The sequence below is a fragment of the Streptosporangium fragile genome (assembly GCF_039534445.1).
In the GTDB taxonomy this organism is placed as follows: domain Bacteria; phylum Actinomycetota; class Actinomycetes; order Streptosporangiales; family Streptosporangiaceae; genus Streptosporangium; species Streptosporangium fragile.
Genome location: NZ_BAAAVI010000001.1, coordinates 240,192 through 261,656, shown reverse-complemented (window position 1 = coordinate 261,656; position 21,465 = coordinate 240,192). Strand labels below are relative to the sequence as shown.

The window sequence follows — 21,465 nt, the reverse complement described above, 5'->3', positions numbered from 1 at the left end:
CCCCGGCTCGCGGGACCGGCGGTACGGCGCCCCGGCTCGCGGAGCCGGCGGTACGGCGCCCCGGCTCGCGGGACCGGCGGTACGGCGCCCCCGGCTCGCGCCGCCGGAGACGCGACCCCGGCGGCCGATGACAGCGGGCGCACGGGGTCACCGGCTCGCGGCGCCGGTGATGAGGGCGACGATCTCCTCGCCGGTCGTCTCGGCCGTGCGGCGCCCGCCGACGCGGCGCCCGGCGCGCATCGCCCACACCTGGTCGCTGAGCCGCATGACCTGCGCGAAGTTGTGGCTGATGAGCAGGACGGAGTGCCCCTCGTCACGCAGCCGCAGGATGAGCTCCTCCACTCGCGCGGTCTCCTGGACGCCGAGGGCCGCGGTGGGCTCGTCCATGATGACGAGCTTGGAGCTGAAGCCCGCCGCGCGGCAGATGGCGACGGCCTGGCGCTGCCCGCCGGAGAGCCGCCGGACCCGTGACCGCACCGCGGGCACGTTGACCGCGAGCGTGGAGACCATCTCTCTGGCGCGGACCTGCATGGCGCGCCGGTCGAGCAGGGCGACCGGGCCGAACCGGCGGACGATCTCGCGGTTGAGGAAGAGGTTCTGCCACACCGTGAGGTCCTCGACGAGCGCGAGGTTCTGGTGGACGGTCTCGATGCCCGCCTCGCGGGCGTCCTCGGGCGAGTGGAAGTCGATCTCCTCGCCGTCGAAGACGATGCGCCCGCTCTGCGGCCGGTGGATCCCGGAGATGCAGCGCACGAGCGTGGACTTGCCGGCGCCGTTGTCGCCGACGAGGGCGGTGATCTCGCCGCGGCGCAGCGTCAGCGAGACGTCGACGAGGGCGCGGACGCTGCCGAAGGACAGCGAGACGCCCTCGCACCGGAGCAGCGTGTCGCCTCCGGCGGAACCGCCGGGGGCACCCTCGGGGGCACCGGACGTGGGCTGGGTGGTCATCGTTGGAACCTCGTCAGGAGTGCGGCCAGCACCACGACGATGCCGACGGCCAGGGGCTGGTAGAACTGCGAGACGCCGAGCAGGGTCAGCCCGTTGACCAGGGCGACCAGCAGCAGGGCGCCGACGAACGGGCCGATGATCGTGCCGCGCCCGCCGAAGAGGCTGACCCCGCCCAGCACGACCGCCGCGACGGAGTTGAGCAGGAAGGAGGTGTTGGACGCGGGCTCGGCCGCGCCGATGCGGGCGACCAGCAGGATCGCGCCGAGTCCGGCGAGCACGCCGCTGGTCGCGTAGACGGCGACCTTGACGCGCCGGGTGCTGATGCCCATGGCGGTCGCGGACTCCGGGGCCCCGCCGGTGGCCAGCAGGTGGGTGCCGAACCGGGTGTGGAAGAGCACCACGTGCGCCAGCGCGGCGACGGCCACCGCGATGAGGAACGACCAGCCGAAGATCCCGATGCCGCCGGTGGACAGGCTCAGCAGGGCCGGGTCGATGATCGTGACGGGCTTGCCGTCGGCCAGGATCAGCGCCAGGCCGGAGGCCGCCGACAGGGTGCCGAGCGTGACGATGAAGTCCGCGATCCTGCCCCGGGCGATGATCACCCCGTTGACCACGCCGACCAGCCCCGCGGCGACGAGCGCCAGCACGCAGGACGCGGCCAGCCCCCACCCGGCCGCGTAGGCCTGGCCGAAGGCGACCGCCCCCAGGGTCATGGTGGAGGCGACCGACAGGTCGATGCCCGCGGTGGCGATGACGAAGGTCTGGCCCACCGACAGGATGATGAGGATCGCCGCGGCGACCAGCATCGACGCGATGTTCCCCGGGCTGAGGAACGTCGGGTTCAGCGCCTGGAAGACGACGACGAGGACGACGAGCCCCACCAGGGCGGCCCACTCGGCCCAGAAGCCGACGTCCTTCAGCTTCGCCGACCAGGCCTCGCGTTCGGGTGAGACGAGCGTTGCGTTTGCCATGGATGTTTCCCCTCGTCGCGGCGGGGCCCGACGGCCCGGTGCGACGGGCCCGCCGGGCATGCCGGCGGCTCGCCGCGACGGTGTCAGCTGCTACTGGAGAAGTGCCTTGAACGGGTCGTCGTAGGTGCCGAACGGCCTGGGCGTGTTGGCGAGCGCCTGCTCGGCGTTCTCCTTGGTGACCATCTCGACCGGCGCCTTGACGTTGGCCGGCAGGGTCTTGCCGCTCGCGGCGGCCTGGCACGCCTCGACGCCCATCAGGCCGATCGCGTACGGGTACTGGGCGACGGTGCCGTCCAGCGTGCCGGCCTTGACCGCCTCCAGCGCGTCCTTGATGCCGTCGACGCTGATGACCTTGACCTTGCCCGCCTTGCCGGCATTGGCGATGGCCCGCGCCACCCCCAGGCCCATGTCGTCGTTGGCGACGAAGAAGCCCACCAGGTTCGGGTTGGCCCGCATGACGTCGGTCGCGGCGGTGAGCGCCATCTGGCGCTCCCAGTTGGCGGCGACGGTCTGCACGACCTTGAGCTTGCCGCCGACGCCCTGCTGGAACCCCTCGACGCGGGCGCCGCTGGTGACGTCTCCGGCGATGCCGCCGACGACCGCGACGTCACCGCCCTCGGGCAGCAGTTCGGCCATCCGCTCGCCGGCCATCCTGCCCGCCTCGACGTTGTCGGTGCCGATGTAGGTGGCCAGCTTGACGTTGGCGCTCTTGGCCGCCGCGGTGTCGACCGGGCTGTCGATGTTGACGATGCTCTTGTTCAGCGCCGAGAGCCTGGCGAGGCCCTGGATGAGGTTGGTGCCGGAGATCGGGTTGACGATGTAGCAGGAGAAGTCCTGCCCGGCGAGGCCGTTGAGCTTGTCCGCCTGGCCGGTCGTGTCGGTGATGGAGTTGGCCGCCTGGACGGTGACGGGTACCCCGGCCGTCCTGGCCTGGTCGTCCATGCCCTGCTTCATCGTCTGGAAGAACGGGTTGTCCAGGCCCTTGATCACGGCGGCGATCTTCGGCTGGGCGGCCGCGTCGGCGGCGGCGGCCGCGTCGACCGCGGTGCTCGACCCGCCCGGCCCGGCGGACCCGCCGGAGCCGCAGGCTCCCAGCACGAGCGCGCCGGCGGCGGCGGCCGCGCCGATTGCCGCCGCGCGACGGCCCCTGGTGTTCACGTGCATCGGTTGCCCCTTTCGGCGTTGGTGGGACGACCGTAATCTCCACTTCCGAAGTCTGACAAGACTTCTTTCGACTTTTTAAGACGAAACATCCATGACTTATGCACAACCCCCGTTCGTAGCTAGAGTGGTCGGATGCACACTTCGAGCGTCGTCGCCGCGCGGATGGGGGTCAGCGCGGGTGAGATCCTCAGCCTGTTCCGCGACGCCTCCGACGGCCTCACGAAAGCCGAGGTCATGCACCGGACCGGGCTGTCACGCACCACGGTCAACCAGCGCCTCGACGGGCTGCTGGCCGCCGGGCTGCTGATCCCGGCGCCGGAGGACGCGCGCACCCGGGGCCGCCCCGCCGGCCGGTTCGTCGTCAACCGCGACCGCGGGGTGCTGCTCGTGGCCGACATCGGCGCCACCGGCCTGCGCACCGCCCTGTGCGACCTGGGCGGCCAGGTGCGCGCCGAGCACGAGATCCGGGCGGACGTGACGACGGGCCCGGAGGCGATCCTGTCCGCCGTCGACGAACTGTTCAGCCGGATCCTCAAGGACGGCCGGTACGACACGGGCTCGGTGCTCGGCGTGGGCATCGACGTCCCCGGCCCCGTCGACTTCGCGACCGGGCGGGTGGTCAGCCCGCCGATCATGACCGGCTGGGACCGCTTCGACATCCCCGGGTGGTTCGCCTCCCGCTACGACTGCCCGGTCCTGGTCGACAAGGACGTCAACGCGATGGCCTTCGGCGAGCAGCGCCTGCGCTACCCGGACGTCCCCCACCTGCTCATGGTCAAGATCGGCACGGGGGTCGGGACCGGCCTCATCGCCAGCGGGCAGGTGCACCGCGGCGCCGACGGCGCGGCCGGCGACGTCGGCCACATCCAAGTCACCGTCGACGACGTGGCCGAGCCGCCCGTCTGCCGGTGCGGCAACGCCGGCTGCGTGGAGGCGTACGCCGGCGGCTGGGCGCTGGTGCGCGACCTCCGGGAGGCCGGCCGCGACGTCGCCACCGTGGACGACGCCGTGCGCCTGATCCGCGGCGGCGACCTCGTCGCGGTACGGCTCGCCCGGCGCGCGGCCCGCATCCTCGGCGGTGCCATCGCCGACACGGTGAACCTGTTCAACCCCCGGGTCATCGCGATCGGCGGCCAGCTGGCCCACACCGACGAGCAGCTCTTCGCCGGCATCCGGGAGATCGTCTACCGGCGGTCCCTGCCCCTGGCCACCCGCAACCTGCAGATCGTCCGCAGCGACCTCGACCCGCACGCGGGCATCCTCGGCCTCGCGCAGCTCCTCGTGGACGGGATCTACACCCCGGAGCGGGTCCAGGAGCTCGTCGACCACGCGGTGGCGTAGACCCCGGCCGGTCCCGCCCGTCCCGGCCCCCACCTCACCCGGGGCTCACCCGACCGGGACGGTGTCGACCTCCCAGCGGGCCGCGTACCAGCGGACGATCTGGGGAATCAGGGCCAGGATCATGAGGGCCGCGGCGATCGCGACGGTGGCGCGCAGACCGGCGACCGTGCCCAGCGCGCCACCGGCGAGAACCCCGGCCAGGGCGCCGACCTGCAGGGACGTGCCCGCCAGGGCCATGACCGTAGCCACCTTGCCCTCCGGGGCCGCGCCCTGGAGGGCCCCGAAGGCCGTGGCGATCAGGATCGTGCCGCCGAAGCTGCTCGCGAGCTCGAAGAGGACCACGCCCGCCGCCCCGGAGAGCCCGGGGCCGCAGAACGGCAGCGCCGCCGGTGAGCAGGCGGAGACCAGGGCGCCCAGCGCCAGCGTCCGCCCGGGGCCGTACCGGCCCATCACCCTGCCCGCCAGGAGGCCGCCGCCGATCCCGCCGACGGCGCCCAGGCTCAGCAGCAGGCCGATCGCGGTCGGGCCCAGCTCCAGCTCGCGCACCATGAACAGGGTGAGGATCGGCTGCATCACCCCCTGGACGCAGGAGAGCGCGACCATCGCCTGGACGCCCGAGCGCCGGGCGAGGACGGCGGCCAGCCGGACGACGTGGCGGACCGTGCCCCGCGCCGCCCGCTCCCCTGCGGGCCCGGCCGCCTCCGGCACCCGGACCCTGGTGAGCAGCAGCGCCGAGGCCAGGAACGAGGCCGCGTCGACCAGGACGACGAGCGGCGCGGAGAGCACCGCCATCAGCGCCCCGCCGGCCGCCGGGCCGCTGATGTCCGCCACGCTGCGGGTGGCGCTGGTCTTGCCGTTGGCGTCGACCAGGTGCTCCCGGGGCACGATCTGCACCAGGACCGGGCTGGACAGCGACGAGTGGACGCCCGCGACCAGTGAGGCGGCCGCGACCAGCGGCAGCAGCGTGAGGAAGCTCAGCTGTCCGCGCCACCACAGCAGCGGGATCGCCCCCATGATGACCGCCTCGGCCAGGTTGCAGGCGATCATGAGTGGCAGCCGCCGGCGCAGCCGGTCCGACCACGCGGCGGCCGGGATCCTGACCAGCAGCGCCGGTGCCAGCTCCATGGCCACCAGCCAGGTCATCTGGCCCGGCGTGACACCGATGGTCACCGCCGCGATCAGGGGGATCGCCATCATGCTCACGGCGGTCCCGAACTGCGACACCCCGAGCGCGGACCAGTACGCCAGGAAGCTCCCGTCGGGGAAACGCGCTCCGGTCTCCGACACGGTCGTCTCCGCCTCCTCCCGCCGTCCCCGTCACGGGCTCTCGCGCCGGTGCCCGGGGCGGCACCCGCCACAGGGGAACCGCCTCACGGTAACCGAAGAAGATCACACAATTATGGCGATCTTCAACATTCCACCCGGGCGTCCTCGCCCGCCCTCGCCCGGAAGCCCCCGGAGCGCGCCTCGCGCGGCGGATGCACCACTTTCGGCCCCTTCGCCGTCCAGGTCGGGACAACCGAGAAGGGGCGACAACCGGACGACGAACCGGGGTGCGACGACTTCGTGGCCGAGCAGGCGGACACCCTGCTCCGCTGCGGGTACGCGCTGACCGGCGATCCCCGCGACGCCGCAGGCCGGTCGTGGGAGGCGCGTACGGCCGGCCGGGCGTGGTCAGCCGGAGTCGGCGTTGAACGACAGCTCGGACGTGACGCGGTAGCGGTCGCCCCGGTAGATCGAGCGGGTGAACTCGACGATCCGGCCGCCGACGTCGCGGGTGGTGCGCTCGAAGAGCAGCGCCGGGGCGTACTGGGGGACGTGGAGCAGCTCGGCCTCCGTCTCGTCGGTGACCGTGGGCTCTATCGTCTGCACGGCGGTGCGGACGTCGACGCCGAAACGTTCCCGGAGCAGGCGGTAGAACGAGCCCGACTCCATGTCGGCCGGGACCAGCGCGCTCACCAGGGCGTACGGCAGGTGGATGCGCTCGATCGCCATGGGCTCGTCGTCGACCACGCGCAGCCGTACGACCCGCAGGACCGGGTCGGCGGGCGAGAGCTGCAGACGGGCGGCGAGGCGGGCGCCCGCGGGGGCGGCGCCGAACTCCAGGACGCGGCTGAGCCAGTTGCCCTCGGCCGGGGGCGCGTAGAACGAGCTGCCGGTGGTGGAGGACAGCGCCTGGGTGACCCGGTGCGGCCCGGTGAACGTGCCGCGCCCGTGCTCGCGGACCAGCAGCCCCGACCTGACCAGATCGTCGATCGCCGCTCGCACGGTGGGCCGGGAGACGCCGAGCTCCTTGCAGAGGTCCCGCTCCGAGGGGATCGCCGCGCCCGGCTTCATGTCGGCGATGACGTCGAGCAGGACGTCGCGCACCCGGTCGCGTTTGAGCCCGGCCCTCATGTTCAGAGTCACTCGCCCAGCTTATCAATGCCTTACCTATTTATTACCAGTTAATCGCGAACGAACGGGCCTTGACGGGGCGACCGGCGAGAGCCACCCTATGCGGAGCAGGCCAATTTATTACCAATAACTGACCTCTAGGAGCACCTATGGGGTACCGCCTCCGCGCCACCGCGGCAGCGCTGACGCTCGCCGCAGGCCTGACCGCATGCGGCTCCGCCGAGCCGACCCCCACCGCCGACTCGCCCGGCTCGGCCGGAACCGGGAAGGGCACCACGGACCTGACCGTGTGGGTGATGCGCGACAGCTTCTCCGACGCCCTGCTCGACCGCTTCCGCGCCGACTACCAGGCGGCCCACCCCGGCGTCACCCTCGACATCCAGATCCAGGAGTGGGACGGCATCGGCCAGAAGGTGACCAGCGCCCTGGCCAGCAACGACGCCCCGGACGTCATCGAGGTCGGGAACACCCAGGTCGCCGAGTACGCCGCCAGCGGCGGGGTGAAGGACCTCACCGACAAGGTCGCCGAACTGGGCGGCGCCGACTGGCTGCCCGGCCTGGCCGGCCCGGGGAAGATCGACGGGCGCCAGTACGGCATCCCGTGGTACGCCGCCAACCGGGTGGTCATCTACAACACGGACCTCTTCGCCAAGGCGGGCGTCACCGCCCCGCCCAGGACCAGGGACGAGTGGCTGGAGATCACCGCCAAGCTCAACAGGGGCGGGAACCAGGGCATCTACCTGCCGGGACAGAACTGGTACACCCTCGCCGGGTTCATCTGGGACGAGGGCGGCGACCTCGCGGTCAACCAGGGCGGGAGCTGGAAGGGCACGTTCGGCACCCCGCAGGCCCTGGCCGGCATGGAGTTCTACCGGACGCTGCAGGCGCTGGGCAAGGGCCCCAAGGACTCCGACGAGGCCAGGCCGCCGCAGGCCGACGTCTTCGCCAAGGGCGACGTCGCCCAGCTCATCTCCGCGCCCGGCGGCGCGGTGGCCATCGAGAAGGCCAACCCGGACCTGAAGGGCAAACTCGGCTTCTTCCCGATCCCCGGCAAGACCGCCGACCGGCCGGGTGCGGTCTTCACCGGCGGCTCCGACCTGATCATCCCCGAGGCCTCGAAGAACCACGAGGCCGCCTACGAGGTGGTCAAGGCCCTGGCGGGCGAGAAGTTCCAGACCGACATGGCCAAGGAGATGAGCTACGTGCCCAACCGGATCTCCCTCGCGGGCGTGCTGAAGGACGACGAGGCGACGGCCGCGATGGCGGCGGGCGCCGCGAACGGGCACGCCACCCCCAACTCCCCGAACTGGGCGGCGGTCGAGGCCAAGAACGTGATCAAGGAATACATGACCAGGGTGCTCACCGGAGGCGACGCCGCGGCCGAGGCCGCCGCGGTGGACCGGAGCATCGCCGAGATCCTCAACACCCGGTCCTGACCCCCGCCCGGCCTCCCCGGCGCGTGCCGGCCGCCGTCCTGCGGGCACCGGCCCGGCGAGACCCGCGCGTGCGCGATCCCCGGAAAGACCCGCGCTCCCCCGTACCGCCCGCTCCCCGAGGAGTGCCATGACCGCCGCCTCCCAGGCACCGACCCGGCGGCGCGACCGCGGCCCGGACGCCCCCGCGTCCGGGCCGCCGGCTCCGCCCACCCGGCGGTCCCGCCCGGGGCCGTCCCGGCTCGCCGGCCTCTGGCCGTACCTGCTCGTCGCGCCCACCCTGGCGGGCACCGCCTACCTGCTGCTGTACCCGCTGGTCCGCAGCATCGTCATCTCCTTCCAGCACTTCAGGACCGGCGAGCTGATCCGCGGCGGCGCGGAGTTCGTCGGCCTGGAGAACTACCTGGAGGTGCTCGGCGGCGCGGAGTTCTGGGCCGTGGTGCGCCGGACCCTGGTGTGGACCGCCGTCAACGTGGTGCTGATCATGGTGATCGCCACGGCGGTCGCGCTGATGATCGCCCGGCTGGGCCGCAGGATGCGACTGGCCGTGCTGGGCGGCCTGGTGCTCACCTGGGCGACCCCCGTCCTCGCCGCCACCACGATCTTCCAGTGGCTCTTCCAGTCGCGGCTGGGAGTGGTCAACTGGCTCCTGACCGGTCTGGGGTTCGAGTCGTTCCGGGACTACACCTGGTTCGCCGACGGCACCTCCACCTTCGCCATCCTGGTCGCCCTGGTGGTCTGGCAGTCGGTGCCGTTCGCCGCGCTCACCCTGTACGCGGGCCTGACCACGATCCCCGCCGAACTGTACGAGGCGGCGCGGATCGACGGCGCGACCGGGCGGCAGGTATTCGCCACCGTCACCTTCCCGATCCTGCGGCCGCTGTTCGGCCTGGTCACCTCACTGGAGGTGATCTGGGTGTTCAAGTGCTTCGCCCAGATCTGGGCGATCAGCCGGGGCGGGCCGGGCGAGGCCACCACCACCCTGCCCGTCCACGCGTTCCAGGTGGCGCAGTCGCTCCACAAGTACGACCTCGGCTCGGCGATCTCCACGCTCACCGTGCTGATCCTCGTCGCGCTGCTGGTCACCCACCTGCGGCGGATGCTCAGGCAGGAAGGAGAACAGTCGTGACCGCCCCCGGGCGTCTGCGGCGCCCGCTGCGCCGCGTCCCGCTGAACCTCGCCGCGCTGGCCGTGCTGGCCGTCTCCGTCTTCCCGGTCTACTGGATGGTGGTGACCGCGTTCACCCCCACCCGGGACATCCAGTCGTCGACCCCGAGCTTCTGGCCCGCCCACCCCACCCTGGAGCACTTCGCCACCGCGGTGCGCGCCGACGGCTTCTGGACGTTCTGGCGCAACAGCCTCACCGTCACCGCCGGCGCGGTGCTGGCGGCTCTCCTGGTCGCGCTGCTGGCCGCGTTCGCGGTCGCGCGGATGCGCTGGCGGGGGCGGAAGGCGTTCATCCTGATGGTCTTCGTCGCCCAGATGGCGCCCTGGGAAGCGCTGCTGGTGCCGATGTTCATCATCGCCCGCGACACCGGCATGCTCGACAGGCTGTCGATGCTCACCCTGATCTACTTCATGACGACCCTGCCGTTCACGATCGTGACACTGCGCGGGTTCCTCGCCGCGATCCCCGCCGAACTGGAGGAGGCCGCGCTGATGGACGGGTGCGGCCGCGCGGCCGCCTTCCGCCGGGTGGTGCTGCCGCTGCTGGCCCCCGGCCTGATGTCGACCTCCCTGTTCGGCTTCATCACCGCGTGGAACGAGTTCGCCTTCGCCAACGCGCTGATCATCAAGAACCAGGACGACCGGACCCTGCCCGTCTGGCTCTCGTCCTTCAGCAACGTCTTCGGCACCGACTGGGGCGCCACCATGGCCGCCGCCACGCTGTTCATGCTCCCGGTCCTGCTCGTCTTCCTCGTCCTGCAACGCCGGGTGACCTCGGGAATCATCGCCGGCGCCGTCAAGGGCTGAACGGCGCCGGAGCCCCGAACGTCCCGTACCGCACTCCGCACCGCACCTGTCCGTCCACGGGCGCCCCTCGGCGGGCGCCGGGAAGGGAAGACCAACGTGATCATTCCACGGCCACGCCGGGTGGCCGTCCTCGGGGGTTCCGTCGCGTTCCGGCAGGACCTGCTGCGGCTGATGCCCGACGACCCGTCCCTCCACGAGGAGGGCTACCGCATCGACGTCTCCCCCGCCGGGATCGAGCTCACCGCCGGGGGCCCGGCGGGCCGTTTCTACGGCACGCGGACCCTCGCCCAACTCGGCCCGGCGGTGCCGTACGGGACGATCGAGGACCGGCCGCGCTTCGCCTGGCGGGGGGTGATGCTGGACGTCGCCCGGCATTTCATGCCCAAGGCGTTCGTGCTGCGCCTCATCGACGTGCTCGCCGAGCACAAGCTCAACGTGCTGCACCTGCACCTGACCGACGACCAGGGCTGGCGGCTGGAGATCAGGCGCCACCCCCGGCTCACCGAGGTCGGCGCGCGGCGCGGCGGGTTCTACACGCGGGAGGACATCCGCGAGATCGTCGCCCACGCGGCGGAGCGCTTCGTCACCGTGGTGCCCGAGATCGAGATGCCCGGCCACGCCCAGGCCGCCATCGCCGCCTACCCGCACCTCGGCAACGACCCCTCCCGGGAGATCCCGGTCTGGTCGGAGTGGGGGATCAGCGAGCACGTGCTCAACCTGGAGGAGTCCACGATCCGGTTCTGCCAGGACGTGCTGGACGAGGTCGTCGAGCTCTTCCCGGGCCCGTACGTGCACGTCGGCGGCGACGAGTGCCCCGTCACCGAGTGGGAGCGCAGCCCCCGCGCGCGGCGGCGGCTGGCGGAGCTCGGGCTGCGCGGGCCGCAGGACGCGTGCGCGTGGTTCATCGGCCGGATGGCCGCCCACCTGGAGAAGCACTCGCGCAAGCTGGTCTGCTGGGACGAGCCCGACCGCGAGCCCACACCCGGCACGACCGTCATGATCTGGCGGGACGAGTGGGCCGACCGCGGGGACAATGAGATCATCCTGGCCCCGCACACCCGGACCTACTTCGACTACCGCCCCTCGGCCGGGCCCTTCGGCGACCGGCCCCCGGCCGACCCGGACGGCACGACCGTCCGGGACCGCGTCCTCACCCTGGCCGACACCTACGCGTTCGCGCCCGATCCGGCGGCGCGGGGCGTGCAGTGCCAGCTGTGGACCGAGTACATGCCCACTCCGGAGCGGGTGGAGTTCATGGCCCTGCCCCGGATGTGCGCCTTCGCCGAGGTGGCCTGGGGCTCGTCCGGCGACTACCCCGACTTCCTCCGCCGGCTCCGCCCGCACCTCGCCCGGCTGAGCGCGCTGGGCGTACGGACCGGTCCCCTCATCCCGTAAGTCCCGCATCCCGCATGTCCCGCAGGTCTCGCAGCTCCCGGGCGGCGACCGGGCCCCGAAGAGCGGCAGGCCCGGAAAGAACCCGGCCCCGAAGAGCGGCAGGCCCGGAAAGAACCCGACTCCGAAGAGCGGCAGGCCCCGGACAGCGACCAGGTCTCGGGGAGCAACCAGGAAAGGAAAGAGAGTGCGCACCAAGCTGTTACTCGGCGGGCTCGTGTCCGCCATGCTGCTCGTGCTGATCGGCGCGGTCGCGGCCCCGGCCGACGCCGCGCAGCCGCTGCGGCTGCAGTACAAGACGAGTGCCACCGGGGCGACCGCCGACCAGGCCGAGCCGTGGTTCACCCTCGTCAACGACGGCGGCTCGGCCGTGTCGCTGAGCGGCGTGAAGATCCGCTACTACTTCAAGGCCGACACCGGGGCGACGCAGTACCGCTTCGCCTGCTCCTGGGCGGTGGTCTCCTGCTCCACGGTCACCGGGGCCTTCGGCACGATCTCCCCCGGTACGGCCACCGCCGACCGCTACCTGGAGGTGGGCTTCACCTCTGGCAGCCTGGCACCCGGGGCGCAGACCGGTGACCTGCAGCTGCGCTTCCACCGCGCCGACTGGCAGCGGCTGACCCAGAGCGACGACTACTCCTTCGGCGCGGCCCGCACGACGTACGGCGACTGGGCCAAGGTCACCGTCTACCACAACGGCACCCTGGTCTGGGGCACCGCGCCCACGGGCGGCGACCCGTCCCCGTCGCCCACCGTGACGATCACGCCCACCCCCGGGGGCGGCGGGGTGGTCTTCGACGACTTCGCCTACAGCGACGCGGACGACCCCACCATCACCGCGCACCACTGGACGGTGCGCACCAACAGCGGCGGGCCCGGCGTGCCCGGCGCGAGCTGGCCCAAGCAGAACGTCACCTTCCCCACGGTCTCCGGCACGAACAAGGCCCTGCAGCTCAAGGCCGTCACCGACGGCACCGCCGCAGGCACCCGGCAGTCGGAGTTCCTGCACCAGCGCAAGTTCCTCGAAGGCACCTACGCGGCCCGGGTGAAGTTCTCCGACGCGCCGGTGAGCGGCCCGGACGGGGACCACGTCGTGCAGACCTTCTTCACGATCACGCCCCTGGCCTTCGACATGGACCCGGACTACAGCGAGCAGGACTTCGAGTACCTGCCCAACGGCGGCTGGGGCGAGCCCGCCAACATCATGTACGCCACGTCGTGGGAGACCTACCGGAACGAGCCCTGGGAGGCGGTGAACGTCCACACCGAGGTCAGGCAGAGCTACGCGGGCTGGCACGACCTGGTCCTGCAGGTCTCCGGCGGCCAGATCCGGTACTACATCGACGGCGCGCTCTTCACCGAGCACGGCGGCGTCTACTACCCGGAGACCGTCCAGTCGGTGAACTTCAACCTCTGGTTCATCAACGGCGGCCTGGTCGGCAGCTCCACCCCGCGTGACTACGTCCAGCAGGTCGACTGGTTCTACCACGCCAAGAACGAGGTCGTCTCCCCCGCCGAGGTCCTGAACCGGGTCAACGGCTACCGCTCCGCCTCGACCACCTGGGTGGACACCGTCCCCGCCGGCTAGGCGAGTACCTCCCAGGTCGTCCGGGATGCGTGTACGGCGAAGGGTGTCGGGGATCGATGTGGGGCGGAAGACCTCGACACCCTTCTCTCACCGCACCGCGTGTCACCTTCGGCGACCGGCCGGGCGAACCGGCGCGGCCGCGTCACCGGCCGGCCCGTCACCCGGTCCCTGATCGCTTACGGTCGTCGACCGGGCTCAGGGCTGCAGCAGGGCCTCGGCGCCGCCGTCGGCGTAGAGGATCTGCCCGGTCATGAACGCGTTGCCGGGACTCACCGTCCAGGCGAGCAGCGAGGCGACGGCCTCCACGGGGCCGGGGAACCCCAGCGGCTGCGGCATCATGGCCGCCACCACCTCCCGGGCGGCCGGGTCGTCGAGGACGAACCTCCTGGCGGTCGCGGTGTCCACGACGCCCGGGGCGACGGCGTTGAGCGGGATGCCGGCGCCTGCCCAGTCGGGGCCGACGGCGGCGCGGCGCAGCCACCGGTTGAGTGCCAGCTTGCTCGACGGGTAGACCGTCTGGCCGTACCCGGCCGCGACGACCTTGGCCGCCGCCTCGGCCGCGGCCTCCTCGTCCAGCGACAGGCAGGCGGCGGCCAGGTTCTCGTCCGCCGCGACGATGGCGCTCAGCGAGGAGACGACGACGGCGCGGGGCCGGTCGGAGCGGGCCAGGAGCGGCCGCACCGCGTCGAGCGTGGCGAGGGTGCCGAAGAAGTTCACCCGTACGGGGGCCGGGCTCAGGTCGCCGACCCCGGCCACGGCCACCAGCCCGTGCACGGTGCCGCCGGAGGCGGCGGCGACGCCTTCGGCCAGCCGGTCCCGGCCTTCCCGCGTGCCCAGGTCGGCGTTCACGTCGGCGTCGCGCAGGTCGCAGCGGATCACCCGGTCGCCCCCCGCGGCGAGGAGATCGGCGGTGGCGGCGCCGATGCCGGAGGCGGCGCCTGTGACGACGTAGGTACGCGGTTCGTTCTTCATGTCCGCCATAAATACACCGGATGTATTTATACAGTCAATGTAACAATCTGTCGGATGCGGCAGAGAACCCGCGCGGGCGCGGGAAAACGGCGCACGCGCTGCGGCGACACGCCCGACATGCCGGGGCACGCCCGACACACCGGCGCGCAGATCGCCCTGGCCCCGTCGGGCGCGAGCGCGGCGGGCCCCGGCCCGGTCGGACCGTCCGCGCGACCGCGCAGCCCGGCCACTGCGACCAAGGGCCGCACATGCTCCCTTGACCCCAAATTGGTAAGTGATATGCGTATTTGTTAGAGTCGTCCCGTGCGGTTGACGAAGTTCACGGACCTGGCACTCCGGGTGACCATGCGGCTGGCGGTCACGGCACCCGGGACGGTCCTGACGACCAAGGAGGTGGCCGAGGCCATGGCCATCCCCTACACCCACACGGCCAAGGCCATCTCGCGCCTGCAGCACCTGGGCGTGGTGGACGCCCGCCGGGGGCGCGGCGGCGGGCTGGAGCTGACCGGCTTCGGCCGTGGCGCGTCACTGGGGTGGCTGGTCCGCGAACTGGAAGGCGAGGAAGAGGTGGTCACCTGTGAGGGCGACACACCGTGTCCGCTACGGGCGGCCTGCAGCCTGCGCGGCGCGCTGCGCAGGGCCCAGCAGGCGTTCTACGCGTCACTCGACCCGCTCACCGTGAACGACCTGGTCACCTCGCCGACCGGACCGGCACTGATCACCCTTTCCCGGCCTCCCCGCCGGCCTTCCGACACCCCCTCCCGGACCCCCTGAGCCACCACCCCACCCCCTTCGCGATCCGCCGATCGCGCCTCCATGCCCTTCGACGCCCTCCGATCACCTCCGCACGCCCTTTAATACGAAGATCATTTACCAATTTGGAGAAGACATGCTTTCCTCCGGGTCCGCAGCGATCGTCCAGGCCACCCTGCCCGCCGTCGGCCAGTCGCTCGGCGAGATCACGACGCGTTTCTACGCGACGATGTTCGCCGACAACCCCGACCTCCTGAAGGACCTTTTCAACCGGGGCAACCAGGCCAACGGCGAGCAGCGTCAGGCGCTGGCCGGCTCGATCGCCGCCTTCGCCTCGATGCTGGTCAACCGGCCGGACGAGCGGCCCGACGCCCTGCTCTCCCGGATCGCGCACAAGCACGCCTCGCTCGGGGTCACCCCCGACCAGTACACCGTCGTGCAGAAATATCTCTTCGCCGCCATCGCCGACGTGCTCGGCGACGCCGTCACCCCCGAGGTCGCGGCGGCCTGGGACGAGGTCTACTGGCTGATGGCCGGTGCGCTGATCGCCATGGAGGCGCGGCTGCGACCCGAGGGGGAAGACCACTGGCTGCGCGCGACCGTGGTGGAGCGGCGGTCCGAGACGCCTGACACCATCTCCCTGACCCTCCGGCCGCGGAACCCGCTGACCTTCGCCCCCGGGCAGTACATCAGCGTCCAGGTCCCGCTGCCCGACGGGGCCCGGCAGATCCGGCAGTACAGCCTGTCGTGCGCCCCCGGGCGCGGTGACTGGCGGATCACCGTCAAGCGGGTCCACGGCTCCGGGCCCGAGGGCGAGGTGTCGGGGTGGCTGCACGCCAACGTCGAGGCCGGGGACGAGCTGACGGTGTCGCGGCCGTACGGCGACATGACCCTCACCGAGGGCGACGCCCCGCTGCTGCTCGCCTCCGCGGGGATCGGGGGCACCCCGATGCTGTCGATGCTCGCCCACCTCGCGGCCACCGGCTCCACCCGCCGGGTGGTCGTCGTCCACGCCGACCGGAGCCCCGCCGACCACGCGCATCGCGAGGAGCTCGCGAGCCTGGTCGCCGCGCTGCCCGGCGCGTCCCTCCACCTGTGGTACGAGGAGGCGGACGCGTCCTTCGCCGACCTGGCGCACCGGATCGGGCGGGCCGACCTGTCGGAGACCGACCTGCCCGCGGGCCTGGTGGCCTACCTGTGCGGCCCGCTGCCGTTCATGCGGGGCGTCCGCACCGAGCTGCTCCGCCGCGGCGTGCCCGCCCGCGACGTCCACTACGAGGTTTTCGGCCCCGACCTCTGGCTCGGCCAGGACTGACCGCGGGCCGGTTTAATCAATGGTCCGTTACCGGGGCCCGTCGGTACTTTGCGAGGATGAAGTACGGAATTGTCGAAGCGGACCGGTCCGGGCGGACGGAGCTGCCCTCCGGGCGAAGGCTGGGCTGGGCCGAGTGGGGGCCGGAGGACGGCGTCCCGGTGCTGTTCTTCTCCGGCGCCGCGATGAGCCGGTGGCTGGGGTTCGGCGGTGACGTGGTCACCGAGCCGGGCATCCGGTTGATCTCCCTGGAGCGTCCGGGCATCGGCGCCTCCGACCCCGCCCCGGGACGGACCCTGGACGGCTGGGCGGCCGACGTCGAGGCGTTCCTGCGGGCCGGAGGGCTGGGAGAGGTGCCGGTGGTGGGCTTCTCCCAGGGGGCGCCGTTCGCCCTGGCCTGCGCGGCGGCCGGGGTCGTCCGGGCGGCCGCGGTGGTCGCCGGGCAGGACGAGCTGACCGACCCCGCCTTCTCCGGCCGGCTCGACCCGCACCTGGAGGGCATGCTGAAGGCGATCGGCGCCGACCCCGAGGGGTTCGCGGCGTCCTTCGCGGAGAACGCCGACGCCGAGGGGATGTGGCAGCTCATCGTGTCGATGAGCTCCGACCTGGACCGGGCGGTCTACACCGACCCGGCGTTCGAGGGGCACTACCGGCGGGCACTGGCCGAGGGCTTCTCCCAGGGCGCCGCGGGCTACACCCGCGACCTGGTCCTCGCCATGTCCCCCTGGCCCTTCGACGTCGCGGGCATCACGGTCCCGGTCGACCTGTGGTACGGGGCGCACGACACCAGCACGGTCCACTCGCCCGACCACGGCGCCACCCTCGCCCGGCGCATCCCCACCGCGCGCCGCCACCTGCTGCCCGAGGCCGGGGGCTCGGTGCTGTGGACGCACGCCCGGGAGATCCTCACGGCCCTGACCTGACCCCGGCCCTTCCGGGCCGCACGCCACGACCGCCGGGGAACCACCGGAAGCAGTTCCCGGGGCGCCGGGGAGCATCGGGGGCGCCGGGGAGCACCAGAGCGCCCGGCCCGGAACACCCGACGTCCGCGGCTCCCGGCGGAAACGTGGGCCGGACGCGGATCCGCTCCTGTCGACGCCGGGCGCCCGGCTGCGGAGAAGAGACAGATGTCGACGACCCCGCCGAGAATTGCTGCCGTGCAGGATCTCCCCCCCTTCCAAGAAGGGTGCCGAAAAGGCACCGGGAAGTAGGCTGGACCAGGAAGAAGGGATATTTATCCCGAAATTTCGGTGAAACAGGGGAGGGCATTCGGCACATATGCCGAACCGAGGCATGACCCCGGGATCGAATCAGCGAAAAGGCGACACGACTCCGTCCGCGCAAGAAGCGTTCACCGGATACGAACACGATCGCCGGCGGTGTCCACCCGCGTTCCGGCCGTAGCGACAAAACCCCCCGGAAGACGTGGTCCTCCGTTCTCGACGCGGACCCGTCGCCGACCTTCGAGGCAGCCGCCGGATAGGACCGGAAGCACACCTTCCGGCCGACCGGCCGAGGCGTTTCGCATCCACTCAGGACGCCGCCGACCATGCCGGGCGGACCGGCACGGTGGCCCGGTTCTCAACCGTGCGTTCACTCTCCCGCACGTTCCACGTCACGCGATCACGCAGCGAGGCCCGGCACGATGAACATACGCCCCGTTTTCACTCCGGAATTCTTCCAGAACCCGTACCCCACCTACGAGTGGCTCCGGGAGAATCATCCCGTCTACCGGACGACCATTCCGTCCACCGATGTCGGTGTGTGGCTGGTGAGCAGATACGAGGATGTCCGGGACGGGTTTCTGGACGCCCGCCTCAGCAACGACTACAGAACCGCCTCCCCTGATTTCACCGAAGCCTCGCTGGCGTTCGGTGCCGGAACGCCGGCCGAACGCTCCATGGTCAACCTGGACCCGCCGGACCATACGCGGCTGCGGAAACTGGCCGCCGCGGCCTTCACCGGGCGACGGGTCGCGCAGTGGGGGACGACCATTCAGGCGATAACAGATTCCGTTCTCGACACCGTGCCCGTGAACGAGCCCGTGGACGTCATGGAGAGCATCGCCACTCCGCTCGCGGTGGAGATGATCTGCGACATCGTGGGCGCTCCCCCGGGCGACCGCGCCGACCTCCGGGAGTGGGGGGACCTGATGTTCACGGCCGACCCGGCCGAGCGTCACCTGTCGCACGGAGCCATAGAGTCCATGCTCGCGTACATGGGTGACCTCATCGTCCGGAAGAAGAACGATCTGAGCAACGACCTCCTGTCGGAACTGATACGGGCGAGCCGGACCCCCGGCATGCTCACCGAGGACGAGCTTCTCACCACTGTCTTCGGGATCATCGTGGCCGGGTACGAAACGTCCATCCGCCTGATCGGAGGCGCTTTCCTGGCCCTGCTGGACCACCCCGGACAGCAGGCGCTGCTACGCCGGGACGTCACGCTCGTCGACGCCGCGGTCGAGGAGGTGCTCAGGTACGACGGCCCCACGACGGCGACCATGTGGCGGTTCCCCACCGCGGACGCGGAGATCGCGGGGGTCAGGGTACCGGCACGTGAGCCGATCCTGTTCCTGGTCGGATCGGCACATCGGGACCCCGCCCAGTACCCGTCCCCCGACAGTTTCGACGTGTTGCGGGAGGACAAGCGCCATCTGGCGTTCGGGCACGGGATTCACCGCTGCGTCGGGGCGCAGTTGGCCCGCCTGGAGGCGAAGATCGCGATCGGCAGGGCGCTGGAACGCTTCCCGAAGATGACACTGGCCGTCCGTCGCGACGAGGTCGTGTTCAAACCGTCTTTGATCATGCGTGGCCCGGCCCGCCTGCCGACGGTCTTCGAGAGCTGATCGCCCGCGCGGGCCCGGAGAACGCGAACCCGCAGGTCCGGGGAACGTGAACCCGCGATGGTCCGGGAAACGCGAACCCGCAGGCCCGGGAAGGAGATTCAGGGGGACGCCGGGGAGGCGGCCCGGAGACCGGCCAGGACGAACTCGGTGGCCTGGCGGCTGGCCTCCAGTATCTCGTCGGGCGAGGCACCGCCGTTCAGGCTGACGAAGGCGGCGAGCTTGGCCCCGCCGATCACCGCGCCGACGGCCGCCGACGCCTCGACGAGGGTCAGCTCGTCGGGGCACGCCCGGTGCAGGGCCTCGGCGAGCTCCTGCTGGCTGTCGAACAGGAGCAGCAGGCCGCGCGCCCGCAGTGAGGGGACGGTCATGACGAGATGGTTGATCGGGGCCATCTCGTGCCTGAACTCGTCGTCGGCGGCGAGCGTGGCGAAACTGGCGGTGACGGCGCGGCCCAACAGGTCGATCGCCCGCTCGCCGGGCCGGCGGCCGGCGATCACCTCCAGCCCGCGGTCGAGACCCTCGCGCGAGTTGTGGAAGACCACGTCCTCCTTGCTGGCGAAGTAGCTGAAGAAGGTGCGCGTCGAGACGTCGGCCGCGGTGGCGATCTCCGAGACGGTCGTCTCCTCGTAGCCCTTCTCCAGGAAGAGCTGCAGTGCCGCGGCGATGAGGGCGTGCCGGGTGCGGAGTTTCTTGCGTTCACGCAAGCCCAGAACCTCGCTCATGCGCGTAGCTTAATGCATCACACCATACTCTGCATCTATTGTAATTTTGCATTTGATGTAGTTTTCTGGTGGGGACGGATTGCCTCGATGCATAGGAGCATGAGATGGCAGAGTCCCACCCGGAGGCGGTCACCTTTCCCTCCGGACGTCCCGGGCCCTTCGACCCGCCCGCTTCCCTGGGCGCGCTGCGCGAAGAGCGGCCCGTCGCGCCGATGGTCTACCCGGACGGCCGGATGGGCTGGCTGGTGACCGGCTACTCGGCCGTCCGGTCCGTGCTGGCCGACCCCCGCTTCAGCGCCCGGCGCGAACTGCTGAACGTCCCGGTCCCCTTCCCGATGATGCGGGAGATGCGCCGCCCGGCCGACCCGGGCATGTTCATCCGGATGGACCCGCCGGACCACACCCGTTACCGCAGGCTGCTCACCGCCCAGTTCACGGTGCGCCGGATGAAACAGCTCGAACCGAGGGTCCAGGAGATCGCCGAGGAGCGCCTGACCGCGATGGAGAAGGCCGGGCCGCCGCAGGACCTGGTCCGGGAGTTCGCCCTGCCCATCCCCTCGCTGGTGATCTGTGAGCTGCTGGGCGTCTCCTACGCCGATCGCGCGGAGTTCCAGGGGGCCACGGCGGTGCTCGTGAACCTGGAGTCCGCCCCCGAGGACATCCAGGCGGCGATCGTCCGCGTCGGCGCCTTCTTCGCCGACCTCATCGCGCGCAAGCGGGCCGAACCGGCCGACGACCTGCTCAGCGGGCTGGTCGAGAGCGGCGAGCTGACCGACGAGGAGCTGAGCAACATCGGGTTCCTGCTGCTCGCCGCCGGACACGAGACGACCGCGAACATGCTCGGGCTCGGCACGTTCGCCCTGCTCCGGCACCCCGAGCAACTCGCCGCGCTGCGCGCGGACCCCTCGCTGATCGACAACGCGGTCGAGGAGCTGCTGCGCTACCTCAGCATCATCCACATCGGCCCGGTGCGGGCGGCCCTCGCGGACGTCGAGCTGGAGGGGCAGCTCATCAGGGCCGGCGAGGTGGTGACGGTCTCCGTCCCGGCCGCCAACCGCGACCCCTCGCGCTTCGCCGACCCCGAGCGGCTGGACATCACCAGGCCCGCGACGGGGCATGTGACCTTCGGACACGGGGTGCACCAGTGCCTCGGGCAGCAGCTCGCCCGCGTCGAGATGCGCATCGCCTTCCCGATGCTCTTCGACCGGTTCCCGGGGCTGCGGCTCGCCGTACCGGCCGAGGAGGTGCGCACGCGCGACACCATGTCCGTCTACGGCGTACGGGCGCTGCCGGTCAGCTGGTAGGAGAAGCGATGAAGGTGACCACGGACACCTCGGTGTGCATCGGGGCGGGCATGTGCGCGCTCACCGCGCCCGCGGTATTCGACCAGAGCGAGGAGGACGGCACGGTCGTCCTCCTCGACGAGACGCCGCCCCCGGAACTGCACGCCGCGGTCCGCCAGGCCGAGCGGCTGTGCCCCTCGGGCGCCATCACGGTGCTGGGGCCGGACGGGGGCGGCACGGGAACCACGGGCGGTCCGGGCCCGGGCGGCGCGGCCGGCGCGGCCGGCCCGCACCCGTAGCGGGCGGGAGCCGCTCCGGGCCGCCCGGCTCGCCGGCCCGGAGCGGCGGCCCGTCAGCCGGCCGTGAC

General features: G+C 71.7%; 19 protein-coding genes. 12 read left to right on the top strand and 7 right to left on the bottom strand.

The genetic code is table 11. The features are described 5' to 3' along the window. Positions 1 to 147 precede the first annotated feature (147 nt). The 3 genes from ABD841_RS01225 to ABD841_RS01215 form a co-directional block, all read right to left on the bottom strand. Positions 148 to 948, bottom strand: a complete 801-nt coding sequence (locus ABD841_RS01225) for an ATP-binding cassette domain-containing protein (RefSeq protein WP_344966836.1) — start codon at positions 946 to 948, stop codon at positions 148 to 150. Beyond that, the gene (locus tag ABD841_RS01220) at positions 945 to 1,919 is read right to left on the bottom strand and encodes an ABC transporter permease (RefSeq protein WP_344966834.1); all 975 of its coding nucleotides are present in this window, start codon (positions 1,917 to 1,919) and stop codon (positions 945 to 947) included. The genes ABD841_RS01225 and ABD841_RS01220 overlap by 4 nt, the downstream gene beginning before the upstream one ends. Positions 1,920 to 2,009: 90 nt before the next feature. Further along, positions 2,010 to 3,083, bottom strand: coding sequence for a sugar ABC transporter substrate-binding protein (locus ABD841_RS01215; RefSeq protein ID WP_344966832.1), 1,074 nt, complete (start codon positions 3,081 to 3,083; stop codon positions 2,010 to 2,012). A 132-nt stretch (positions 3,084 to 3,215) separates the two neighbouring features. Between ABD841_RS01215 and ABD841_RS01210 the strand changes: the two genes are divergently transcribed. Then, positions 3,216 to 4,424 carry an ROK family protein gene (locus tag ABD841_RS01210; RefSeq protein ID WP_344966830.1) on the top strand — a complete coding sequence of 403 codons (1,209 nt, stop codon included), beginning with the start codon at positions 3,216 to 3,218 and terminating at the stop codon, positions 4,422 to 4,424. A gap of 45 nt (positions 4,425 to 4,469) precedes the next feature. Here the strand turns inward: ABD841_RS01210 and ABD841_RS01205 are convergent, their stop codons facing one another. Both ABD841_RS01205 and ABD841_RS01200 read right to left on the bottom strand, forming a co-directional pair. Further along, positions 4,470 to 5,711 carry an MFS transporter gene (locus tag ABD841_RS01205; RefSeq protein ID WP_344966828.1) on the bottom strand — a complete coding sequence of 414 codons (1,242 nt, stop codon included), beginning with the start codon at positions 5,709 to 5,711 and terminating at the stop codon, positions 4,470 to 4,472. Between the two features lie 387 nt (positions 5,712 to 6,098). Next, positions 6,099 to 6,833 (bottom strand): GntR family transcriptional regulator, encoded by a 735-nt coding sequence (locus ABD841_RS01200; protein ID WP_344966826.1) that lies wholly within the window; start codon positions 6,831 to 6,833, stop codon positions 6,099 to 6,101. A gap of 137 nt (positions 6,834 to 6,970) precedes the next feature. Here ABD841_RS01200 and ABD841_RS01195 point away from each other — a divergent pair, with 137 nt between their 5' ends. The 5 genes from ABD841_RS01195 to ABD841_RS01175 all read left to right on the top strand — a co-directional run bounded on the left by ABD841_RS01195 (position 6,971) and on the right by ABD841_RS01175 (position 13,208). Then, on the top strand, positions 6,971 to 8,257 hold the full coding sequence (locus tag ABD841_RS01195; RefSeq protein ID WP_344966824.1) for an extracellular solute-binding protein: 1,287 nt from the start codon (positions 6,971 to 6,973) through the stop codon (positions 8,255 to 8,257). A 127-nt stretch (positions 8,258 to 8,384) separates the two neighbouring features. Beyond that, positions 8,385 to 9,383, top strand: a complete 999-nt coding sequence (locus ABD841_RS01190) for a carbohydrate ABC transporter permease (protein ID WP_344966822.1) — start codon at positions 8,385 to 8,387, stop codon at positions 9,381 to 9,383. Continuing rightward, complete coding sequence (locus tag ABD841_RS01185; RefSeq protein ID WP_344966820.1) at positions 9,380 to 10,228, top strand: carbohydrate ABC transporter permease; 849 nt, start codon at positions 9,380 to 9,382, stop codon at positions 10,226 to 10,228. The genes ABD841_RS01190 and ABD841_RS01185 overlap by 4 nt, the downstream gene beginning before the upstream one ends. Before the next feature lie 96 nt (positions 10,229 to 10,324). Then, positions 10,325 to 11,623, top strand: a complete 1,299-nt coding sequence (locus ABD841_RS01180) for a beta-N-acetylhexosaminidase (protein ID WP_344966818.1) — start codon at positions 10,325 to 10,327, stop codon at positions 11,621 to 11,623. 184 nt (positions 11,624 to 11,807) lie between these two features. Beyond that, positions 11,808 to 13,208 (top strand): cellulose binding domain-containing protein, encoded by a 1,401-nt coding sequence (locus ABD841_RS01175; protein ID WP_344966816.1) that lies wholly within the window; start codon positions 11,808 to 11,810, stop codon positions 13,206 to 13,208. Positions 13,209 to 13,403: 195 nt separating this feature from the next. Here ABD841_RS01175 and ABD841_RS01170 read toward each other — a convergent pair whose 3' ends face one another. Further along, complete coding sequence (locus ABD841_RS01170) at positions 13,404 to 14,180, bottom strand: SDR family oxidoreductase (RefSeq protein WP_344966814.1); 777 nt, start codon at positions 14,178 to 14,180, stop codon at positions 13,404 to 13,406. Positions 14,181 to 14,483: 303 nt separating this feature from the next. Between ABD841_RS01170 and ABD841_RS01165 the strand changes: the two genes are divergently transcribed. The 4 genes from ABD841_RS01165 (at position 14,484) to ABD841_RS01150 (ending at position 19,093) form a co-directional block, all read left to right on the top strand. Further along, complete coding sequence (locus tag ABD841_RS01165; protein WP_344966812.1) at positions 14,484 to 14,954, top strand: RrF2 family transcriptional regulator; 471 nt, start codon at positions 14,484 to 14,486, stop codon at positions 14,952 to 14,954. Positions 14,955 to 15,069: 115 nt separating this feature from the next. Next, on the top strand, positions 15,070 to 16,248 hold the full coding sequence (locus tag ABD841_RS01160) for a globin domain-containing protein (protein WP_344966810.1): 1,179 nt from the start codon (positions 15,070 to 15,072) through the stop codon (positions 16,246 to 16,248). A 56-nt stretch (positions 16,249 to 16,304) separates the two neighbouring features. Continuing rightward, complete coding sequence (locus tag ABD841_RS01155; protein WP_344966808.1) at positions 16,305 to 17,168, top strand: alpha/beta fold hydrolase; 864 nt, start codon at positions 16,305 to 16,307, stop codon at positions 17,166 to 17,168. Positions 17,169 to 17,890: 722 nt separating this feature from the next. Further along, positions 17,891 to 19,093: a cytochrome P450 family protein gene (locus ABD841_RS01150; protein ID WP_344966806.1), complete on the top strand. Its 1,203-nt coding sequence runs from the start codon at positions 17,891 to 17,893 to the stop codon at positions 19,091 to 19,093. Between the two features lie 98 nt (positions 19,094 to 19,191). Here the strand turns inward: ABD841_RS01150 and ABD841_RS01145 are convergent, their stop codons facing one another. Beyond that, complete coding sequence (locus tag ABD841_RS01145; RefSeq protein WP_344966804.1) at positions 19,192 to 19,815, bottom strand: TetR/AcrR family transcriptional regulator; 624 nt, start codon at positions 19,813 to 19,815, stop codon at positions 19,192 to 19,194. 104 nt (positions 19,816 to 19,919) lie between these two features. Between ABD841_RS01145 and ABD841_RS01140 the strand changes: the two genes are divergently transcribed. Continuing rightward, positions 19,920 to 21,119, top strand: a complete 1,200-nt coding sequence (locus tag ABD841_RS01140) for a cytochrome P450 (protein WP_344966802.1) — start codon at positions 19,920 to 19,922, stop codon at positions 21,117 to 21,119. 8 nt (positions 21,120 to 21,127) lie between these two features. Next, positions 21,128 to 21,397, top strand: coding sequence for a ferredoxin (locus tag ABD841_RS01135; RefSeq protein ID WP_344966800.1), 270 nt, complete (start codon positions 21,128 to 21,130; stop codon positions 21,395 to 21,397). Positions 21,398 to 21,465: the final 68 nt, after the last annotated feature.